General features: G+C 33.5%; 11 protein-coding genes and 5 pseudogenes. 4 read left to right on the top strand and 12 right to left on the bottom strand.

The genetic code is table 11. From position 1 onward, the window contains the following. Positions 1-347: 347 nt before the first annotated feature. From QUF99_RS00250 to QUF99_RS00210, 9 genes and pseudogenes are all read right to left on the bottom strand, one after another. Positions 348-2,956, bottom strand: a pseudogene (locus tag QUF99_RS00250) (LPD25 domain-containing protein); the annotation flags it as partial. Then, on the bottom strand, positions 2,949-3,224 hold the full coding sequence (locus QUF99_RS00245; protein ID WP_289367997.1) for a hypothetical protein: 276 nt from the start codon (positions 3,222-3,224) through the stop codon (positions 2,949-2,951). The gene QUF99_RS00245 and the pseudogene QUF99_RS00250, both read right to left, overlap by 8 nt. A 9-nt stretch (positions 3,225-3,233) precedes the next feature. Continuing rightward, positions 3,234-3,665 carry a hypothetical protein gene (locus tag QUF99_RS00240; protein ID WP_289367996.1) on the bottom strand — a complete coding sequence of 144 codons (432 nt, stop codon included), beginning with the start codon at positions 3,663-3,665 and terminating at the stop codon, positions 3,234-3,236. After that, positions 3,666-4,860, bottom strand: a pseudogene (mobP2, locus tag QUF99_RS00235) (MobP2 family relaxase). Continuing rightward, on the bottom strand, positions 4,853-5,113 hold the full coding sequence (locus QUF99_RS00230) for a hypothetical protein (protein WP_289367995.1): 261 nt from the start codon (positions 5,111-5,113) through the stop codon (positions 4,853-4,855). Before QUF99_RS00230 ends, mobP2 begins: the two are co-directional and overlap by 8 nt. Before the next feature lie 195 nt (positions 5,114-5,308). After that, positions 5,309-6,205 carry a hypothetical protein gene (locus QUF99_RS00225; protein ID WP_289367994.1) on the bottom strand — a complete coding sequence of 299 codons (897 nt, stop codon included), beginning with the start codon at positions 6,203-6,205 and terminating at the stop codon, positions 5,309-5,311. A gap of 23 nt (positions 6,206-6,228) precedes the next feature. After that, entirely contained in the window at positions 6,229-6,807 is a 579-nt protein-coding gene (locus QUF99_RS00220; RefSeq protein WP_289367993.1) for a MerR family transcriptional regulator, read from the bottom strand. Positions 6,808-6,834: 27 nt separating this feature from the next. Next, positions 6,835-7,299: pseudogene (locus QUF99_RS00215) on the bottom strand (C40 family peptidase); the annotation flags it as partial. A 111-nt stretch (positions 7,300-7,410) separates the two neighbouring features. Beyond that, a pseudogene (locus QUF99_RS00210) lies at positions 7,411-9,203 on the bottom strand (reverse transcriptase domain-containing protein). Between the two features lie 7 nt (positions 9,204-9,210). Here QUF99_RS00210 and QUF99_RS00205 point away from each other — a divergent pair. The 4 genes and pseudogenes from QUF99_RS00205 to QUF99_RS00190 form a co-directional block, all read left to right on the top strand. Beyond that, positions 9,211-9,605: pseudogene (locus tag QUF99_RS00205) on the top strand (DDE-type integrase/transposase/recombinase); the annotation flags it as partial. An 829-nt stretch (positions 9,606-10,434) separates the two neighbouring features. Next, positions 10,435-10,833 carry an IS200/IS605 family transposase gene (tnpA, locus tag QUF99_RS00200; RefSeq protein ID WP_230576261.1) on the top strand — a complete coding sequence of 133 codons (399 nt, stop codon included), beginning with the start codon at positions 10,435-10,437 and terminating at the stop codon, positions 10,831-10,833. A gap of 11 nt (positions 10,834-10,844) precedes the next feature. After that, complete coding sequence (locus tag QUF99_RS00195) at positions 10,845-11,957, top strand: RNA-guided endonuclease TnpB family protein (RefSeq protein ID WP_289367992.1); 1,113 nt, start codon at positions 10,845-10,847, stop codon at positions 11,955-11,957. Between the two features lie 2,233 nt (positions 11,958-14,190). After that, positions 14,191-14,931 (top strand): MerR family transcriptional regulator, encoded by a 741-nt coding sequence (locus QUF99_RS00190; protein WP_289367991.1) that lies wholly within the window; start codon positions 14,191-14,193, stop codon positions 14,929-14,931. Between the two features lie 32 nt (positions 14,932-14,963). Here QUF99_RS00190 and QUF99_RS00185 read toward each other — a convergent pair whose 3' ends face one another. The 3 genes from QUF99_RS00185 to QUF99_RS00175 all read right to left on the bottom strand — a co-directional run. Further along, positions 14,964-16,421: an FtsZ/tubulin family protein gene (locus QUF99_RS00185; protein ID WP_289367990.1), complete on the bottom strand. Its 1,458-nt coding sequence runs from the start codon at positions 16,419-16,421 to the stop codon at positions 14,964-14,966. Between the two features lie 4 nt (positions 16,422-16,425). Then, complete coding sequence (locus QUF99_RS00180) at positions 16,426-16,848, bottom strand: hypothetical protein (protein WP_289367989.1); 423 nt, start codon at positions 16,846-16,848, stop codon at positions 16,426-16,428. 524 nt (positions 16,849-17,372) lie between these two features. Beyond that, on the bottom strand, positions 17,373-17,752 hold a 380-nt coding region (locus tag QUF99_RS00175), incomplete at its 5' end, for a hypothetical protein (protein ID WP_289367988.1).

Here is a 17,752-nt window from a genome sequence, read left to right as displayed (position 1 = left end):
TGTTCTTCCGTTTTTGCTTTCTTTGTTACACCTTTGAATCGATTGAATATCTTTGAAAAGCTGTTTTGTTCCTTTTGACCTTCCTCTTTCCCCTGGTCTTTGTTAGATGCTTGCTTATTATTTTTATCGTATTCTTGTTTTTCTGTATCCAGGGCTTTTTCTAATTTTGATAACTTTTCCCTTTGAGAATCTGTAAGATTCATTTCTTTGATCTCTTGAAGAGCCTCTTTTTTTAACTGATATACTTCAGTGAAGGAATGTACTTTTTCAAATTCTTTCATTTCTTTCACACGATCCTCACGACTTTTTGACGGTTTTCCCTCTTGTTTCACAGGTTCCTTTTTCTCTTCATTGGATGATTTTTCTGGTTTATCTGTCGTTTTGTCAGGTGACTTCTCCTTATCGATTCCTAAAAGCTCTAACACTGCAATTTTGTACTGGTCTTTATAACGTTCTTCCTCTTTTGAAGGAGCAATTTCTTCGAGTACTTGCTCTTTATACTGTTCTTTGTATGGTTCTTGGGACACTGAAGTGGGATGATTCGTTTGTGTAATTCCTTCTTTACTCAATTTCTCTTCCACTTTTTTTTCTAATTTCATCACATATTTCTGGCTCACAAGTTCATTGTCGATGGATACATCTTTTGTTGCATAATAACGTTCTTCTGCCGTTACACGATTCACAATACTATCGATATCGTTTGCCGATTCAAGATGCTGTGCACGCTTATACGTTTCATATTTCGCACTCAAATCCTTTTCTAGTAAAGAAGGTTCATTTTTATCTTGTTGCTGAAGTTGTTGATTTAGAGAAGCAATAGGCGCATATCTTTTCTTCCTCACTTTTTTATATAGTTCCACTTCTTTTTCACTAAACGTTGGATTTTCTTGCCCCTTTTCTTTATCAACTAAAGCACCATATCGCTCTGTTCTCACAATTTCATGTAATTTCATATCTGCATCCTTTTGATGTACGACAAAGGATTGATTCCCTCTCCCATCCAAAATAGAATGCTGGACTTTTTCGTATAATTTTTCATTCAACATCATATCCAAAGGAAGCTTACCACGTTCACCATTCTCTCTCATTAGAGGCACAAATAAATCACGGTTTGATGAATCTGGATGTAACACTGGCACCTGGTGTATATCTTTTGAAACAGCATCCATCATATGCATGATTCCTACTGTTTCATCTTTCGCATTTGGCAATGCTTCAATTGTTACTAGCGGTGTTTTATACGCTGGTTCTATTTCACTACCGTCTTCTTCATACACTAAACCTGCTTCTCTGGCTTCTCTTTCTTTTAATTCCCGAATAGAAACATACTCATATTCTGGAGGATTTATGCCGTCCGATCTCAACATGGAAAACATTTTCTCCTTTGCTGGTTCCATAGGCGTATGCTCTATTACATCATCTCGTAACGCATGTTTCACTTCATCTGATAAAAATGTTTTTTCATTTAATACTTGTTGATAGGGAGATGTATAGGCACCATCGCCGAGATCTAACCGATCCATACTGACTAACTGCATTCTTCCAAAATCCTCATCTACGTCCTTTGGAATCACAATATGATACCGTGTTATGTCGTAACTAACATACTCACCTTTCGCTTCTGCGATTTCTTTTGCTTCCTCAATTTTTGTAATAGCTGCTGTCATTTTTTCATTTGCTTCTCCAAACGGAATCAATTCATTACTCTTAAAATTTTCATTCTCAGACCACTGAATTAACATCGTTGGACGGGTAATCTCATTTTGATCTAGTGCTGCAAATCGTTCTTTATTGGATTCGTTAAAAGCATCTATAAATTCCTTACCATGTAATTGTTCTGCATTCTCTATCGGTCTAAATGCTGTGTCTCTAGATGCTCTTTCTTTCAACTCTGAAACAGAAACAAGCTCTTGCGTTGTATTACTCAATCCCGTAAATTGCACTAACAGAACGTTCTTTTCATCCACTGATTTTGCCAAACCTTCCACCTCTTTTTCATGTGATTTTTCATTTTCTTTATTTAAATTACTTTCAATTGTTTCGATAAATTCCATTGACGTATCATGTACTTCTTTCAATAACTTTGTTTTATCTTTCAGCTCTCTTCCTTGTGTCCAGTTTGCTAAGTATCCTAATGAATATTCGCTTGTATCAATTCCAAAATAAGAAGCAACGGTATAAGCTGTCATTTCAGCTTGAAACTCTTTTTCTGGTGCGGTGTAATTCATATGTGTCTCTTTTGTATGAAGTTTCGCATGGGCTAACTCGTGGAGAAGGGTTTTCACATTTTGTAATTCTGAATTTCGAGGATTGAGTGCAACCTCTTTTGTTAATGTATAGCTCACACCTTTTGCGGCACCGAGTTCTTCTTTTGGTGCAATGATTTTTACACCGTTTTTTTCCGCAATGGCTTCCATACCTTTGTACAATAATTTGTAATCCTCTATGCTTCCTTCTAGCCAACGATTCGGAAAAATACTTGGTAAATCTTTTGCGGAAGCATCCGTTTGCGAAACGTCAAATACATTTCCGATTGAAAAATAAAGACGTCCTGGTTGAACTTCAGTTTGTCCTCTTTCAACTTTCTTTTTTTCTTCCTCACTTGCCTTATTAACTGACTTCCATTTCCCTTCTTGATCTTTAAACTTAGGTACTGTTCGATTAGGAACGAGAATCTGAATTCCCTTCTCACCCTTTTGAACAGAGAAGCCTTTTTCTTTCCAAAAAGAAAAGGAACCCACTGCCGTGGCTCCCTGGAATTGCGTTTGAATGAGTGAGATATTCGAAATCGAATACTGATGAAAATTTGCCCTAAACGAAAGATATTCTTTCATATCTTCTGGTGAACGAAAATAACCTTCTACGTTTTTTCCATCTTTTTTGTTAATGCTTGAATGGCTTCTTTCTTTTCTTCAGATGATTTTGTTTGATATTTTTTTTTATAATTTTTACTCATGACCTTCCCCTACTCTTTCACTTGCTTTCTGTAATTCTTCCATCTCCTCTTCATTCCACTTTTCACTTGTATCAAAAAACAGTTCATGTGTTTTTACATTGATGGGAAGCAACATATTCTCTTGATTCATTACATGCAACGTGAGTTCATCTTCTTGTTCTTCTGTTAGCTGGATTGTTAATTCCTCATCTTTTACCAGTAATACAATTTCACCTTCTCCAATCGATTTTATAACCCCTAATACCATGTCTTCATTAAAAAATAACATCCAATAAACCTAACTTACATTGTTCTTTGATGCCTCATGATCCAATCGTTTTTGTCTCGAATGACTGATTCGATTTCCCACTACTTGCTTCGCTGTTTTTACGCCTTCCATTTCTTCCACTTCTGTTGAAATAATATTTTGTACACCTTGATGAAAGAGTAATCCATTCATTAATTCAATTAAGATTTGCGTATTTTTATCCGCACTATTTGAGCCAAGACGAATTTTTGTTAACTCACTCTTTAAAACCTCATGCAAATTTTTTGATACCACTTCAGTAATATAATTGAGCGACCATTCATTACTCTTTGTTGCCTGATGTTCTTTACAAATTCGTACAATTGCTTCACCGTTATATCTGATATTGTGTTCCTCCATATACTCCTTAATATAAGTATCTGTTTCTTCATCCAATGTAACTTGCATTCTAAAATCTTTCATCTAATAACCCCTTTCGTTTTCAAACTCAATTTCTTTTTGCATACGTTCATAGTGTTTTTGGTTTTTCCAACTTTCATATTCACTTTTAAAAGCACGTTCTACTTTTTTCATAGAATATTGAATGGATACGTTCTGTTGAAATTTTTGATACGGCTTTGACTTTTTCGTGTGATGAATTTTTTTTTTGTTCTTTATCGTATGCCTTCATTTCTTGTAAAAAAGCGTTCCCCATTCTTTTATAGAGATCGTTAATTTTGTTTTTCTTATAATTCTCATACAGCTTCTTATCGTATTTCCCTTCTCCATATGCTTCTTTAAAAACCTTAACTTCCTTATCCAAACTTTTCATAAATTGTTCGTAATCTTTTTTATGATGCTGCTGAATGTACCTTCTACTTAATTCATCAATTTCAGGCTTTAATGGCTGGATTGTATTGTAGCTATATTGCCATTGTCTTTTATCGGCTGGTAACTGTTTATAGATTTGAAGAAACAGTGGTTTCAAGTTGTTGTTACGCCAGGTAAATGTAGAATCTTCTTTTTTACTTCCTACCATGTTGCTTCGAATGAGGTCATTGATTTGTTTTTGTTCTTGTTTTCGATCTAGAAGATTATTGACTACTTTTCCTCTCATCGCATCAAGTGTTTTTGGCTTTCTCTTACCACGTTCTCTTGTGGGATACGGCTCAACAGTTGCCACATGAATATGAACGTTTCCTGTATTGTAATGAATGGCTGCCGACCAGGTAGAACTTTTTTCTAAGCCCTCTCGTTTCTGCATTTCCTTCATTGCAAGTCGTGTCACATCCATTAGTTTTTTCTCATCAACTGTTTTCGTTTTCGCATCATAAATCCCTTGTTCTTCGAGCCAAGGATTGTGAAAAGAAATGACATCTTGCCACATAATACTTCCATTCTCATGAGCGGTTTTAAACATTTCCTTTACAGCTCTTTTATCACTTTCTGTTAAACGATTAGAGTGTTCCGTAAAGAGTGCGGAAGTCTTTTCCGGGTTCCCCATATAGTCTTGATACAGCGAAAACATTTTTTCATTTAACTTCACTTCACTTTTTGCTTCTTCCCGATCTACATACTCAATATAATTTTGAAGCGCATCATTACTTGGTAGAACAAATTTTGTTTTCAAAACAACACCAGGCGTAACTAAAGGTTGAACAGCTACCGCATTATTCATTTCCATCACCTTGCATCATCATTTCTATAAACTGATTCATTTTTTGCATTTCATCGGTACACTTATTCATCATATAGATGTTTTTTTCGATTAGACTTTGTAACTCCATCTCTCTTTTGTTTTGCTCCTGAAAAAATGCGATCATTTCAATTTGACCTTTCAAAAACTTCTGCCTTGATATCCCTTTTCTTTTTGCCATTTCATCAATTTTATTTACCGCTACAGGATCTACTTCTCTAATTCTTATTTCCACTTTTCTCTCTCCTTTCTGAAATTCTGGGTAGAGCACTAAAAATAGTGAGAAGAGCATAAGGGGTTTTTGTTCCCACCGAAGGTGTGAAGCTAGGCGGAGCCTAGCAAAACGATGGGAACAAGGAAAGAAGGGAAATGTCCCCTTTACGTCCCCTTATTTTTCTTCAATGTCTCCACTATGTCCCCACTACTTTGTTCAGTTTTTATTAATTTCAGTTGCCTTTTGCTCTAACTTTTTGATCTTATCTCGTGTGCTTTTTTGTTCCGCTTTAAACAGCTCTATGCTCTTATCCGAGGTTTTAATGCTAGATTCTAAAACTGAAATTTTTGATTGTGTTTCCATCTTTTCAGCTTCCGTTTGGTACTTCGTTTCCTCCTTCAGATCTCTTATTTTTTGGTCAATTTGTTTCGCATTTTCTTCCTCAATCTTGATTGCTTTTCCATAGTTTTCAATCTTTGTATTCCAATCTTTCTTATCTCTTGCGATGAAATCTAGTTCATATGACTTCTTATCATTTGCCAACAATTCATCATTTGCTTTTGTTTTTCTTTGATCAGTAAAAACGGTTTGGATGAGCTTATTTGGATTTTGCTTGCTCGTAGTTTCTTCTTCATATTCAGAAGGTTCTTGCGTGAATTTCCGAATATCCATTTTTTCTATTTCGCTGTTTTTGTTGTAAATATCTAACGCTAAAGCTCCCCAATTGGGAGATAATTGTTGTACTTCCACCACGTAATTCCCATTTTCTTGATACAATACTTTGACAGGTAATTGAGCACCTGGATTTGTTTTTTCTTGTGCTTTAAATATAAAATCAGTTTCTTCATATCCTTCTATTCTGAATCGAATTTCAATGAAGTTTTTATGCGGATTGTACTCTCTTTTTTCCACTAATAACTTTCCTGTCCCAGACAACTTTACGACTTTATTTGTTTCTGTATGAAATAGCTTTTCATTATTCGGCATGTAAATTTTAGATGTTAGGAAAGCGAAAAAACCGAGTAATAAAAAGCTAATAATTGCTCCATAGATCCATGACTTATCCCGTCTCAAATTCATTCTTTCGTTTTTTTTACTGATAGCACCTAACACATTCCCACCTCACCGTTTTTTCGTTATAAAACTTTTATATTGAGTTCTTCTACATTCGTGACTTGCCATGTATCCTTTTCTTTTTTCGCCGTAACTCGTAATACATTATTAAGTTTTTCTTCTCGATTTTGTGATGGATCAGTCGTGACATTTATAAATTCAGCTAACATCTGAACTTCATCTTTATCTGGATCATTTTCTTGTAAATAGAATTTCATTTCAGTTGGTTTTGTTTTATACGTATCCCCAAGTTCGTATTTATCTGTTGGATAAAATTGTTGTAACAGCTCTTCACTCATAATGTTTTTTGCTTGTTTTTTTCTTTCGTTATATCCCTCTTTTTCTCGATGAAAGGATAACTGTATGAACGTTTCAACTGTCGATAAATACTCTCTTCTTTGTTGTTCTTGCGCCGAAGGAAGAACCTTATCGAGCCTTTTTTTCAAATCTTCATTCTGTCTTGTTAAAAATTCATTTGAAAGTTTTAACTGTTTTTCATTTCCATCGCTCATTGATTTTGTACTCAAATAGACGTTTAAAATCGTAACGCCTGCGACTATAATCGCAAGCGCTATGAACAAAACTTTTCGTTTATCTTTCATACTAAAAGTCTCCTATTCTTTCGATTTTTAGAACCTTCTTACATGACCAGAAAAGACTTTTTTCCAGTACGGATTATTTAAATCTTCAATGGAAACTACTTTATTTGTTTGGCAGCCTATAAAGGTATTTTTATCAATCACAATTCCAACGTGACCGTCTCCTTTATACGTATCGAAGAAAATAACGTCGCCAGCTTTCATATCATTTGAAGAAACTTTTGTACCAATTTTATTCAGTGTTTCTGTACTTGTGCTTCCAAGATCTCCAACGTTCATTCCCACTTGTTCAAACGCCCAGCGAACAAAACTACTACAATCAAAAATCCCTCTTTCTATATCTGATTTGGTACGTCCTCCGCCAAAAACATAGGTGGAACGACCAATCCAAACACGCCCAACATCGGCAACTTTTGAACCACTATTGCCTCCTTTATCTCCACCTGAAACGACTGAACCAGGTGTATAATATTTCAAAACTGCATCAACGTACATGTAGAGTAGGCACCCGGCGCCTTTTCACATTGCTGTGATAGGTTTCCAAATGCTCCTCCCCGAACCGGACTTACATCTCTCAATGTATCCGGCTCTCCATCTGTCTCCTGCTTATACTTCTCCTTTGTGCCTTTTAACGTGGCACTCCTTACATAACGCTATGGTTTTACGATTCCTTGAAACCATACGTTTCTCTAGGAAGGATTTATTCGGCTTATTTTTAATGTCTTTCAACCTTTTTACGTGATGCATATGAATTATGGTGTTAGTTTCCCCACACAATTCACATCGTTCTGCTTTGATTCGATCAGAAAGTCTCGTTTCACTTAACACATATTTTGTATCTGGAATTAGGTCTAGATTCGCTTCTTTTGACCTTTTCTCTCTCGGAAAACTACGTTCAATGAAATAAGTTTGTTTTTCTCCTCGAGATGTTTTATATGTGACAGTAAATCGCTTATTTTTCTCATATCGTTTTCGAATCTCTTTCGTCCGAACTCTATACTTAGATGCAAATGTTTTCAGCATAGAGTAATACATAAAGTAAGCAAAACGATGTATATGATTACTCACGTTTTCTGCTAGCCGATAATAGTTGTATAACCCTCTTATTTCACTGTTATATTGAGCGACAATCTCTAAATCTTCATTATGAAGGAAGTATCCTCTATCTTTTGGCATCCATGTGCCATCGGCACTCATTTTGATAGCTTGGTATTTCTTCAACTTGTTAACCCAAGCTTCGTGAGGCATTTTTAACTGAACTTTTCCATTAAGGTATCTACATACTCTGCCAATCGCATCTTTTCGAGGTTCACTTCCTCTAAAAACACGAATGTTATAACCGAGAAATCCTGCATGTTTTTCGGAAGCATGGGTAATAAGCGTTTTCTCTTGTGACAATTCCAATTGAAGTGTCTCCATTAGATACTCAGTCAGTGTTTCCTTAATATTTCTAGCGTCATACTTTGAACCAATCACACCGATTAGAAAATCATCAGCGTATCTGACATAAGTAAGACGTTTATAATTTGAGTCCATTGGATTGCTATATGGAATTGAGCGTAATTCCTTCTTTAACGCTTTAGCTTGTTCTAGCTGTTGCTCTGCTTCTCCCATTTGTTCATTTTCTAATGCAATTTTATACTTCCGAATCGCTTTTCTCATTTGAGTATATTTTCGTTCGTAGTCTGGATTTATCTTACGTTTCTTTCCTTGATTGAATTTTTGTATAAAATCCATCATGTATTGGTCCAGTTCGTTTAAATAGATATTCGAAAGAAGTGGACTGATAATACCTTTAGCGGTGCACCGCTAAAGGTATTATGAAATTTCCATTCTTCCATGTATCCAGCACGAAGAAATTTCCATATCAGTTCAATAAATGCCTCATCTTCAATACGTTTTCTTAAGATGCCAATCAGAGTATGATGATTTATGTTATCGAAAAACCCTTTAATATCCCCTTCAATAAACCATTTGCTACCAGTAAACGTTCTTTGGATTTCTTGAAGTGCCGTGTGACAGCTTTTTCCTTTTCGATAAGCATGTGATGATATGGAGAACGTTGGTTCATATATCGCTTCCAATATCATTCTCACAACTTCTTGCACCAATTTATCCGCAAAACTAGGTATACCCAATGGTCTTTTCTTTCCGTTTTTCTTAGGGATATATACTCTTTTTGATGGAAACGGTTGATATGTCCGTTGCTTAAGAGTTTCTATAAGTTCTTCAATAATTTCTATTGAAAATCCATCAATAGAACGTTCATCTACACCCATTGTGAGTGCTCCATCATTTTTACTAAGATTGTCATACGCCGTGAAATAAAACTCTGGATTGTACAAATTTCGATAGAGTCGTCGGAATTTATAGTCTTCCTTCTGACTCTGTTTTTGCAGGTTTCTTTTTTGCCTAAGTAAAACAAGAGATCAGAAGGCTGCAAAGCACTTTTTCAAGAAAGCTTTGCGGTCTTTTCATGTTTCACAGCCTCGTGTCATAACAGTCGATAAGAATCCGGCTATCCTATAGCAATTGAACAGTTGAAAAAAGAGAAAAGCATACCTGACGGTATGCAACTTAGACAACAAAAGTACTTGAATAACATAGTAGAGCAAGATCATCGCTTTATAAAAAAGCGAGTCTGTTCTATGCTAGGGTTCAAATCTTTTGACACAGCTACAACCATTCTTTCTGGAGTAGAAGCCATGCATATGATAAAAAAAGAACAGATTGATTTACGGAACCAGTCTGTCCAAAAACAGAAAGAATTCATCCATCAATTGTTTGAACTTGCAGTATAAAATACGATTCCGTTAAAAATCTACTATTATCCGTATTCTTCTTCATATATTTGCACCAGAACCTGTTTCTTTTCTATACTGATCACACACCTTTTTAGAGTCATACTATCAGTATGTCCAAGTTTAGGAGATTGCTTGCAGGAATCTTAGAGTTTTTGCACCAGAACCATTAACATAGACTAATCCCCCAAACTTATATTTTCTATTAAACTACCCTTATTCATCTTAAATAATTTACTTGAAATACAGAAAATATTACATAATATTAATTATGTAAACTATATTTTTCTATTAATCTCTAAAAACAAAAAATTTCTCCAACCAATCGATTATATTTACGCATAAGATTGGAGAAGATAAACAATGACTCCCCTCATAGCTTGGTAAATAGCTAACAAAAGTATCTCCACCCCAAGAAGAGCTCACTTCAAACGAACCGCCAGGTTGTAAACTGGTGAGTCGTGCACATAAATATCAATGTTATGTAAATAAATGAACCTCAATTAACCCATTTCAATAAAATAATTAACATTAACATGTCAACTGACATTGACATGTTAATAAGAAACAAAGGAACAAACGTTAATCTCATATCAACTGCAATCTAGTTTATTAAGTATTTATCAACATAAAATTAATGAATATTTTATTAGAAGGATTTTAACGCTTTACCCGAAAGAATTCTCCTTCCTCAAGCGTGTGCAGGGCGATAGCCCAACGGTAGGTGGGAGATGAATTTCGGTTTGGCATTAGCCAAAAAATACTTGCTATTATTTTTATTTTCGCTCTGATATAATCAGTCTTATAAAGTGTAAAGGTTGGTATATCAATGAAGTTAGATAGTAATAATCATTCAGTATTCTCGCTTTATTATCATCTTATATTAGTTGTGAAATACAGAAGAAATGTATTTGATGATGATATGTCTAACTATGCAAAAGATATGTTTATAAGGCTTTCAGAAAGCTATAACATAACTTTAGTTGAGTGGAATCATGACAATGACCATGTTCATATTTTATTCAAAGCACATCCAAATACAGAAATAACAAAGTTCATCAATGCATATAAAAGTGCCAGTTCTCGACTAATCAAGAGAGACTTTCCACAAGTGAAAAAGAAACTTTGGAAAGAGATGTTTTGGTCAAGAAGTTTTTGCTTACTCACTACTGGTGGTTCACCAATAGAAGTAGTAAAAAAGTATATCGAAAATCAAGGTGAAAAGTGAGGTGAAATGATATGACAATACACAATAAAGCGTACAAATTTCGTTTGTATCCAACAGAACAACAAGCACATCTTATACGTAAAACTTTTGGGTGTGTGCGATTTGTATACAATAAGATGTTGGCTGAACGAAAAGAAGTGTATGAGAAGCACAAAGGTAATAAGGAAGAACTAAAGAAACAAAAATTTCCTACTCCTGCAAAGTACAAGGAAGAGTTTGAATGGTTGAAAGAAGTGGATTCATTAGCATTAGCGAATGCTCAATTAAACTTGCAAACTGCTTATAAAAATTTCTTTAGTGGTCAAAATGACTTCCCAACGTTCAAAAGCAAAAAGGGTAGAAAATCTTATACAACGAATATGGTCAACGGAAATATTATGTTGCTGAATGGTCATATCAAATTACCGAAATTGAAGCTTGTAAAGGTCAAACAACATAGAGAAATATCCCAAGACCATGTGATTAAGTCATGTACGATTTCCATGACACCGACTGGGAAATACTATGTGTCTATCTTGACTGAGTATGAAAAAGCAATCGTGCAGAAAGAAGTTGAAACTGTTGTTGGATTAGACTTTGCCATGTCTGAATTATATGTTAGTAGTGAGAATGAGAAAGCCAATTATCCTTGCTTCTATCGTCAAGTATTAGAAAAATTAGCAAAGGCCCAACAAGTATTATCAAGACGTACAAAAGGCTCAGAGCGTTGGAATAAGCAACGTATTCGTGTAGCTAAGTTGCATGAAAAAGTAGCAAACCAACGTAAAAACTTCCTTCATCATAAGTCAAAAGAATTAGTCAACAACTTTGATGTTGTAGCAATTGAAGACTTGAACATGAAAGGGATGTCACGAGTACTTAACTTTGGTAAAAGTGTTGCTGATAATGGGTGGGGGATGTTCACGAATTTTTTATCCTATAAGTTGCAAGAACAAGGCAAACAACTTGTGAAAATTGATAAATGGTTTCCTTCTACAAAAACATGTAGTAGTTGTGGAAACGTAAAGGATTTAGCACTATCTGAACGAGTGTATGCTTGTGATTGCGGTACGTCAATAGATAGAGATTATAATTCTGCAATCAACATCAAAAATGAAGCGATACGCTTGTTAGCATTATCATAAAACGTATCAAAGAACCTATGGAACATGGGAGATAGCTTGTGGTCTTATGACTAATTCGTTAGCTAATAAAAGTAACGACTAACCGAGAAGCCCCCACTTCAAACGGCTCGTAAGAGCGTTAAGTGGTGGGTAGTTCACTTATCTCAGCTACCAATAAATCACGTATCATTATCACAAATTCAAAAAACTATCGAGCGAATAATACCTTACGGGGTTGATATATCTGTAATAGAAGACGGAACTATTTCCACAGGAACTCACTAAAGAAACTATTAAATTAAAAAGTGTTAAAGATCCTCTACAAGTAATCTCTGGTAGATTACTTATGAAAGGCATCATCTTTAACACTAATGATAATCGTATCATATTTTTTCTACAATTTTATAGAAGTGAACCTTAAAATGCATACATCACTATCAAATAATGTTTCAGCAATCACTTTAATTTTTCATCATAATTTAAGAACTTACTATGCTCATTTTCTACAAAACACAGTAATACAACATTGCTATTTATATGTTTTTTAGTTGATATAACATTAACAACCTGACGGAATTATAATTTCATAGTTACTATCTTGTTGATATACTCTTGGTTACATGTTAATTTCACATTTCATGTTAATGTCTGCTTTAGAAGGTATTCGAGTGTTAATATGAGCAATAAACGTTTAACATGTCAATTTCATATAATCTAAATCACATGAATAACAGTCGAATTCAATCCATATCATAGATAACGGGGAACATACTAGCAATACAGAGATTCGCATCACTCCAAAAGTAATTACACAGCTAGGTAGACATTAAATCCAATTGAGGATCAATAGTTGAACAAGATTACTTTGAAAATCTTATTCTTAACTCAAAGGCCTCTATACAACCTATTATTTATATAGTTATTCATTTTATATTGTCTTGTATTATAAAATAAGCTTACCAGCCACACTACATTAGCAGTGTGGCCTTTATTCTACCTTTTTATACATTAAAATTTAAGAACTTACTATTCTCTTTTTCCACTGAATAAGGTTTTGATATCCTCATAATTTGTTTATAAAATCTCTATATTTCTGTTTTATGAACACTAGGCAAACTAATATGTTAATCTCATGGCAACTATACGTCATTTTACTAGCGTAAAATACGCTCACTATCATTGATACAACATTGATATGTATGTATTTTTAGTTGATATAACATTAACAATACGGATGAATTATGATTTCATAGTTAATGCCTTGTTAATACATTCTCGGTTATATGTTAATCTCATATTTCATGTTAATATCTGTTTCAGAAGGTATTTGAGGTGATATGAGCAATACACATTCAACACGTCAATTTCATATGGATAACAGTCGAATTCAGTCTATAGGCTCAATAATATTTCGTACTCAGTTACTTACAGACGCTTATCCGTACATAAACATACTATTTTGTGTGCTTTATACAAGCTTACTCGTAGCTAATTAGAAGTACTAGACTCATTAAATTCTATACTGTGACAAAACACACTTACGTATTTATATGAAAGAAGGAACAATGAACTCCATATCATAAATAACGGGGAACATACTAGCAATACAGAGATTCGTGTCAATCCAAAAGTAATCACACAGCTAGGTAGACATTAAATTCAATTGAGGATCAATAGTTGAACAAGATTACTTTGAAAATCTTATTCTCAACTCAAAGGCCTTTATACAACCTATTATTTATATAGATTTTCGTTTTATATTGCTTAGTATTATAAAATAGGCTTACCAGCTACACTACATTAGTAGTGTAGCTTTTTTTCTATCTTTTTATACATTAAAATTAGAATTTAATAACTTACTATTCTTGGTTCACACAGAACAAAGTTATTATATCCTCATAATTTGTTTACAAAACCTCTATATTTCCTTATCATTAATATTAAGCAAAATAACATGTTAATCTCATGGTAACTATAAGTCATATTTCTAACACAAAATAAACTCACTATCATTAATATAACATTACTATTTATGAGTTTTTAGTTAACAAAACATCAACAGATTGCAGATTTATAGTTAATGTTTTGTTAATACACTCTTGGTTATATGTTAATCTCATATTTCATGTAAATACCTAAATTAGTAGGTATTTGTATTGATATCACCGAAATAACAATTAACATGTCAATTTCAGTTCACATGTTAATTTCAATCCAAGTGTTTATTTGATGATTTTTTAAGGAGGTAGTTACAATGATTGATCAAAAAAACGATTCACAAGACCATCAAACACACGATGATGATATATTAAACGATAATGTTTTTGAGAAGGCATGGAGGATAACAGAATTCTCTAAATTAGTCGGACGCCACCATAATACCGTATATAATTGGTTCAATATTTTAGAAGAAAAAGGGCTACATGAAACTTTAAGAACCAATAACACCAACGAAAAACTCTATAATACTTTAGATCTTGAAATTGCTCTTTTCATAAAACAAAAAAGAGATGAGAAATGGTCTCTAGATGCCATTATTGAACTTTTACCACATCAATTTGATTTAAGACCAGTATCATTAGAGAATCAAATAAATGAAGTATCTGCTCAATTAAACCTTCAAGCAACTACAGAAATAATTGAAAAAATGGTAAATAAGCAGATAGAAGAAAAAATAAAAAATATTGAATCTCAGTACGAGGAAAAGATAGGAAATATATTAAAACAGTTACCACAACCAGAAGATGCAGAAGCTTTAAAATTACGTCAACGGCAAGAAAGACTAGACAATTTCATTATTGAACATAGAGCACGCCAAGAATTAAGAAAAAAAGCGGAAGACCTCTGGAGTAATAAACCTGATGAAGAACGTATTAAAAAGGTAGGATGGTTTAAAAAAGAAGAAGACTTAGCTAAAAAGCAACTCTTCATTGAGCAGTACATACATGACAATATTATTGATTATATGAAATCTCTCATGAATACTACAAAATAACAAAAAGTCTGGAGCTATCTCCAGACTTTTTGTTATTTTGTAGTACCAAACATCTTATCTGGATCTAAAAAATCCGCAAATTCAGCATCATCTTCATTTGCTCCAGCTTCTTTATTTTCTTCGTCACTACCCATATCGATAAAATCTCCAAATGCAAAACCTAAGTCCTCATCATCATCTACACTTTCTATTGTACTAATTTGAGACTTTTTATATTGAATTTGACTTTGTTTCTCTTTAAATTCATTAAACTCTTCAACTAATCCTTTAGATAACCTTGATGGTAATGCATCAGTTTTATAGAACGTATATACACTTCCCAAGAAATCATTCTTACTTACTAAATACCCGTTAAAAACGGTACCGTTTATAGGTAGATTATTTGAAACTTCTACTTTAGCATCATCCATAAAGGAATCATCAATGTTTTTTTGTTCATCTAGGATAGCAAGCATACCAAAATGATGCACTTTTGATGCTTCAACAGAACCATCATTATTCTTTTTCATCAAATCAATTGGATGATGGAAAGAGCTTCCGCTTAATGATTCTTTAAACATCTCTACAATTGTATGGCTATTTTCTATCTGGTTCATATTACGTGAAATCTTATTAATTACTAAACATCCCGTTTTCTCAAGTAAAATACGTTTAAAGTCTTGCGAATCAAGTATTACAGATGTACCAGAGCCATTTGTAGCTGTATTTAGCTCATGAATAATTTCGCTAATGCGTTGATTTGCATAATCACGCGCATTGGCAATACCTTTTTTCTCATTTTCATTTAGCTCTTTAAATTCATCGTAAAAGTGCTGATTATCAGCAAATACTACAAATGCTACACCTTTTGATTTATCGTTAGCTAATTTCCAAATCTCCTGAGAAAATTTATTAACTTGTCTTAGTACATCCGGTCCATCTGCTCTTACTGGAAGGGTTACAACAATCCCCATTTTAATAAAGTCTTTACGCTCAATAGCATTTTCAAAAGCTATTCTTGCAAATTTTGCTTGATTAGCTTTTATCTCTGCCATTGGATATTGCTGTGCAACTGTTTGTAATTCTTGTCTGATTATAGGCTTGTTATGAAAAGCGGAAAACTCTTCAATCGCCTTAATAATTGTAGAAGTTCCTGTTCCTCCACCTAGGCCTGCAAAAAATAAAACAAGTTCATCGGATGGTCTTACACGTTCTGTGATAAATTCCTTTAATTTTTCTTTTGCATCATCATTTGAATCAAGCACTTTTACCGCACGCTCGGGGTTTTTACCTAAACCACCTAATTTAAGTGATACTTGATTGCTTTTTGGTACATTTTTTAGTTCTGCTAGATCTCCATCATTACTGTTTAATGCTAAGCAATTATATACTGCTGTTCCATCTGTATGTTTATATTCAGCAAATTTATCTACCATTCTAGTACCAGCCTGACCAAAACCAACCATCGTCATCTTAACTGCTACTTCATTCTTCAAGAAATTTTTCGCCATTATTTTATCTCTCCTTATTAATTTTTTTTCTTTTCCCTAACTCAATAAGTACTTGTTGCCCTCTATAAGTTGAAATCAAAAATTTATACGGGTGCATAACCTTTTCATAGATTAAGGACATTGATGATAATGTACTAACACTTATTTCAGCTGAACGTCTTGATATATTTGTGCGCTCAACTTCTAATGAATAAGATTTGCCTTTTGTTTTCTTTACTCTCCTATCTATGACTACATTTTCCACTATTTCATTAATCGATATGCCCCTCATGTAGTTGGTTTCTTGAAATTGTGTATTAACTACGTTCCCTATGTATAGAAAGACATTATATAGTATCTCGTCTTGTTCAAGAATGTCTGCAAACATGTTCACTACTTCATCTGTAAATCTTATCGTTTGATACTTTTCACTTAAAACCTCGTTCAAGTTGTCCCCCCCTTAAAGCGTTGGTTAATTATTCCTAGAAACATAGTACATCATTATAAGACGTATATCAAGTCATTATATATAAAACTTACATATAGAACTTATATGTAGGACTTATAAATGTCATCATCAAAAGAACCTTTAATTTACAAAGGTTTATGTATACGCCTTATATATACAGCGTATACATACTATGTTAATCTTTTATTTCATGTGATTCACATTCTAAACTTTTAATAGAAAAGATTTCACTATCATTACTATATTCATTACACATATCCCTAAAAAATAGTACTATACGTTGATATGAAACTCACATATTGTATAACATGTCCATTGTACACTGTATATACAAGGCTTATTTACACAGCGTATAATAAAGCCTTTCTATAAAAAGGTTTTACCTTCTTATATATCAATTTTATATCAATCTTAATATAATAAGCAGTATATATAAGACTTATATATACTGCTTATTACGAACAAAAAAATGCAATGCTATAACAGCATTGCATTTTTAGTGTTTATGCTAAATAACTTTCATTTAGTGCCTCGAACAACTCATGCTGAGTATCTTTCTTGATTAACCGTTTGGTTCTATACGATACATCTCTTGTTAGGGGAGAGGTTGTCAATGTCATGTTATATTGACGTATCTCTTCACTTAACTCTGTTGTTAGTTCACAAAGTTGTATATACAGCAAGAAAAAATGTGCTTCTTTTGGATCTAATTCGTTATCTTTTTCAGTCATTTCTAGAAATTTATTTGTGAATGTTGTTAATTTCATATCCACAAAATCATTCTGGCTTACCTGTAATTCCATAACTGTTAGTAACGGTGGTAAAATGGTTCTTCCGCAATTTTGGTGAAGCCTTCTCATGATATTATAGTAATAAAAAAGGC

Origin of the sequence: Bacillus sp. DX4.1 (genome assembly GCF_030348195.1) — a bacterium.
In the GTDB taxonomy this organism is placed as follows: Bacteria; Bacillota; Bacilli; order Bacillales; family Bacillaceae_G; genus Bacillus_A.
The sequence above is the reverse complement of the archived record's forward strand: the minus strand, read 5'-3'. Positions and strand labels throughout refer to the sequence as shown.

Excerpts from the sequence above, each read along its gene's own strand:
- QUF99_RS00185 (WP_289367990.1), bottom strand. The coding sequence starts at position 16,421 with ATGGCGAAAAATTTCTTGAAGAATGAAGTAGCAGTTAAGATGACGATG.
- tnpA (WP_230576261.1), top strand. The coding sequence starts at position 10,435 with ATGAAGTTAGATAGTAATAATCATTCAGTATTCTCGCTTTATTATCAT.
- QUF99_RS00245 (WP_289367997.1), bottom strand. The coding sequence starts at position 3,224 with ATGTTATTTTTTAATGAAGACATGGTATTAGGGGTTATAAAATCGATT.
- QUF99_RS00195 (WP_289367992.1), top strand. The coding sequence starts at position 10,845 with ATGACAATACACAATAAAGCGTACAAATTTCGTTTGTATCCAACAGAA.
- QUF99_RS00220 (WP_289367993.1), bottom strand. The coding sequence starts at position 6,807 with ATGAAAGATAAACGAAAAGTTTTGTTCATAGCGCTTGCGATTATAGTC.
- QUF99_RS00190 (WP_289367991.1), top strand. The coding sequence starts at position 14,191 with ATGATTGATCAAAAAAACGATTCACAAGACCATCAAACACACGATGAT.
- QUF99_RS00240 (WP_289367996.1), bottom strand. The coding sequence starts at position 3,665 with ATGAAAGATTTTAGAATGCAAGTTACATTGGATGAAGAAACAGATACT.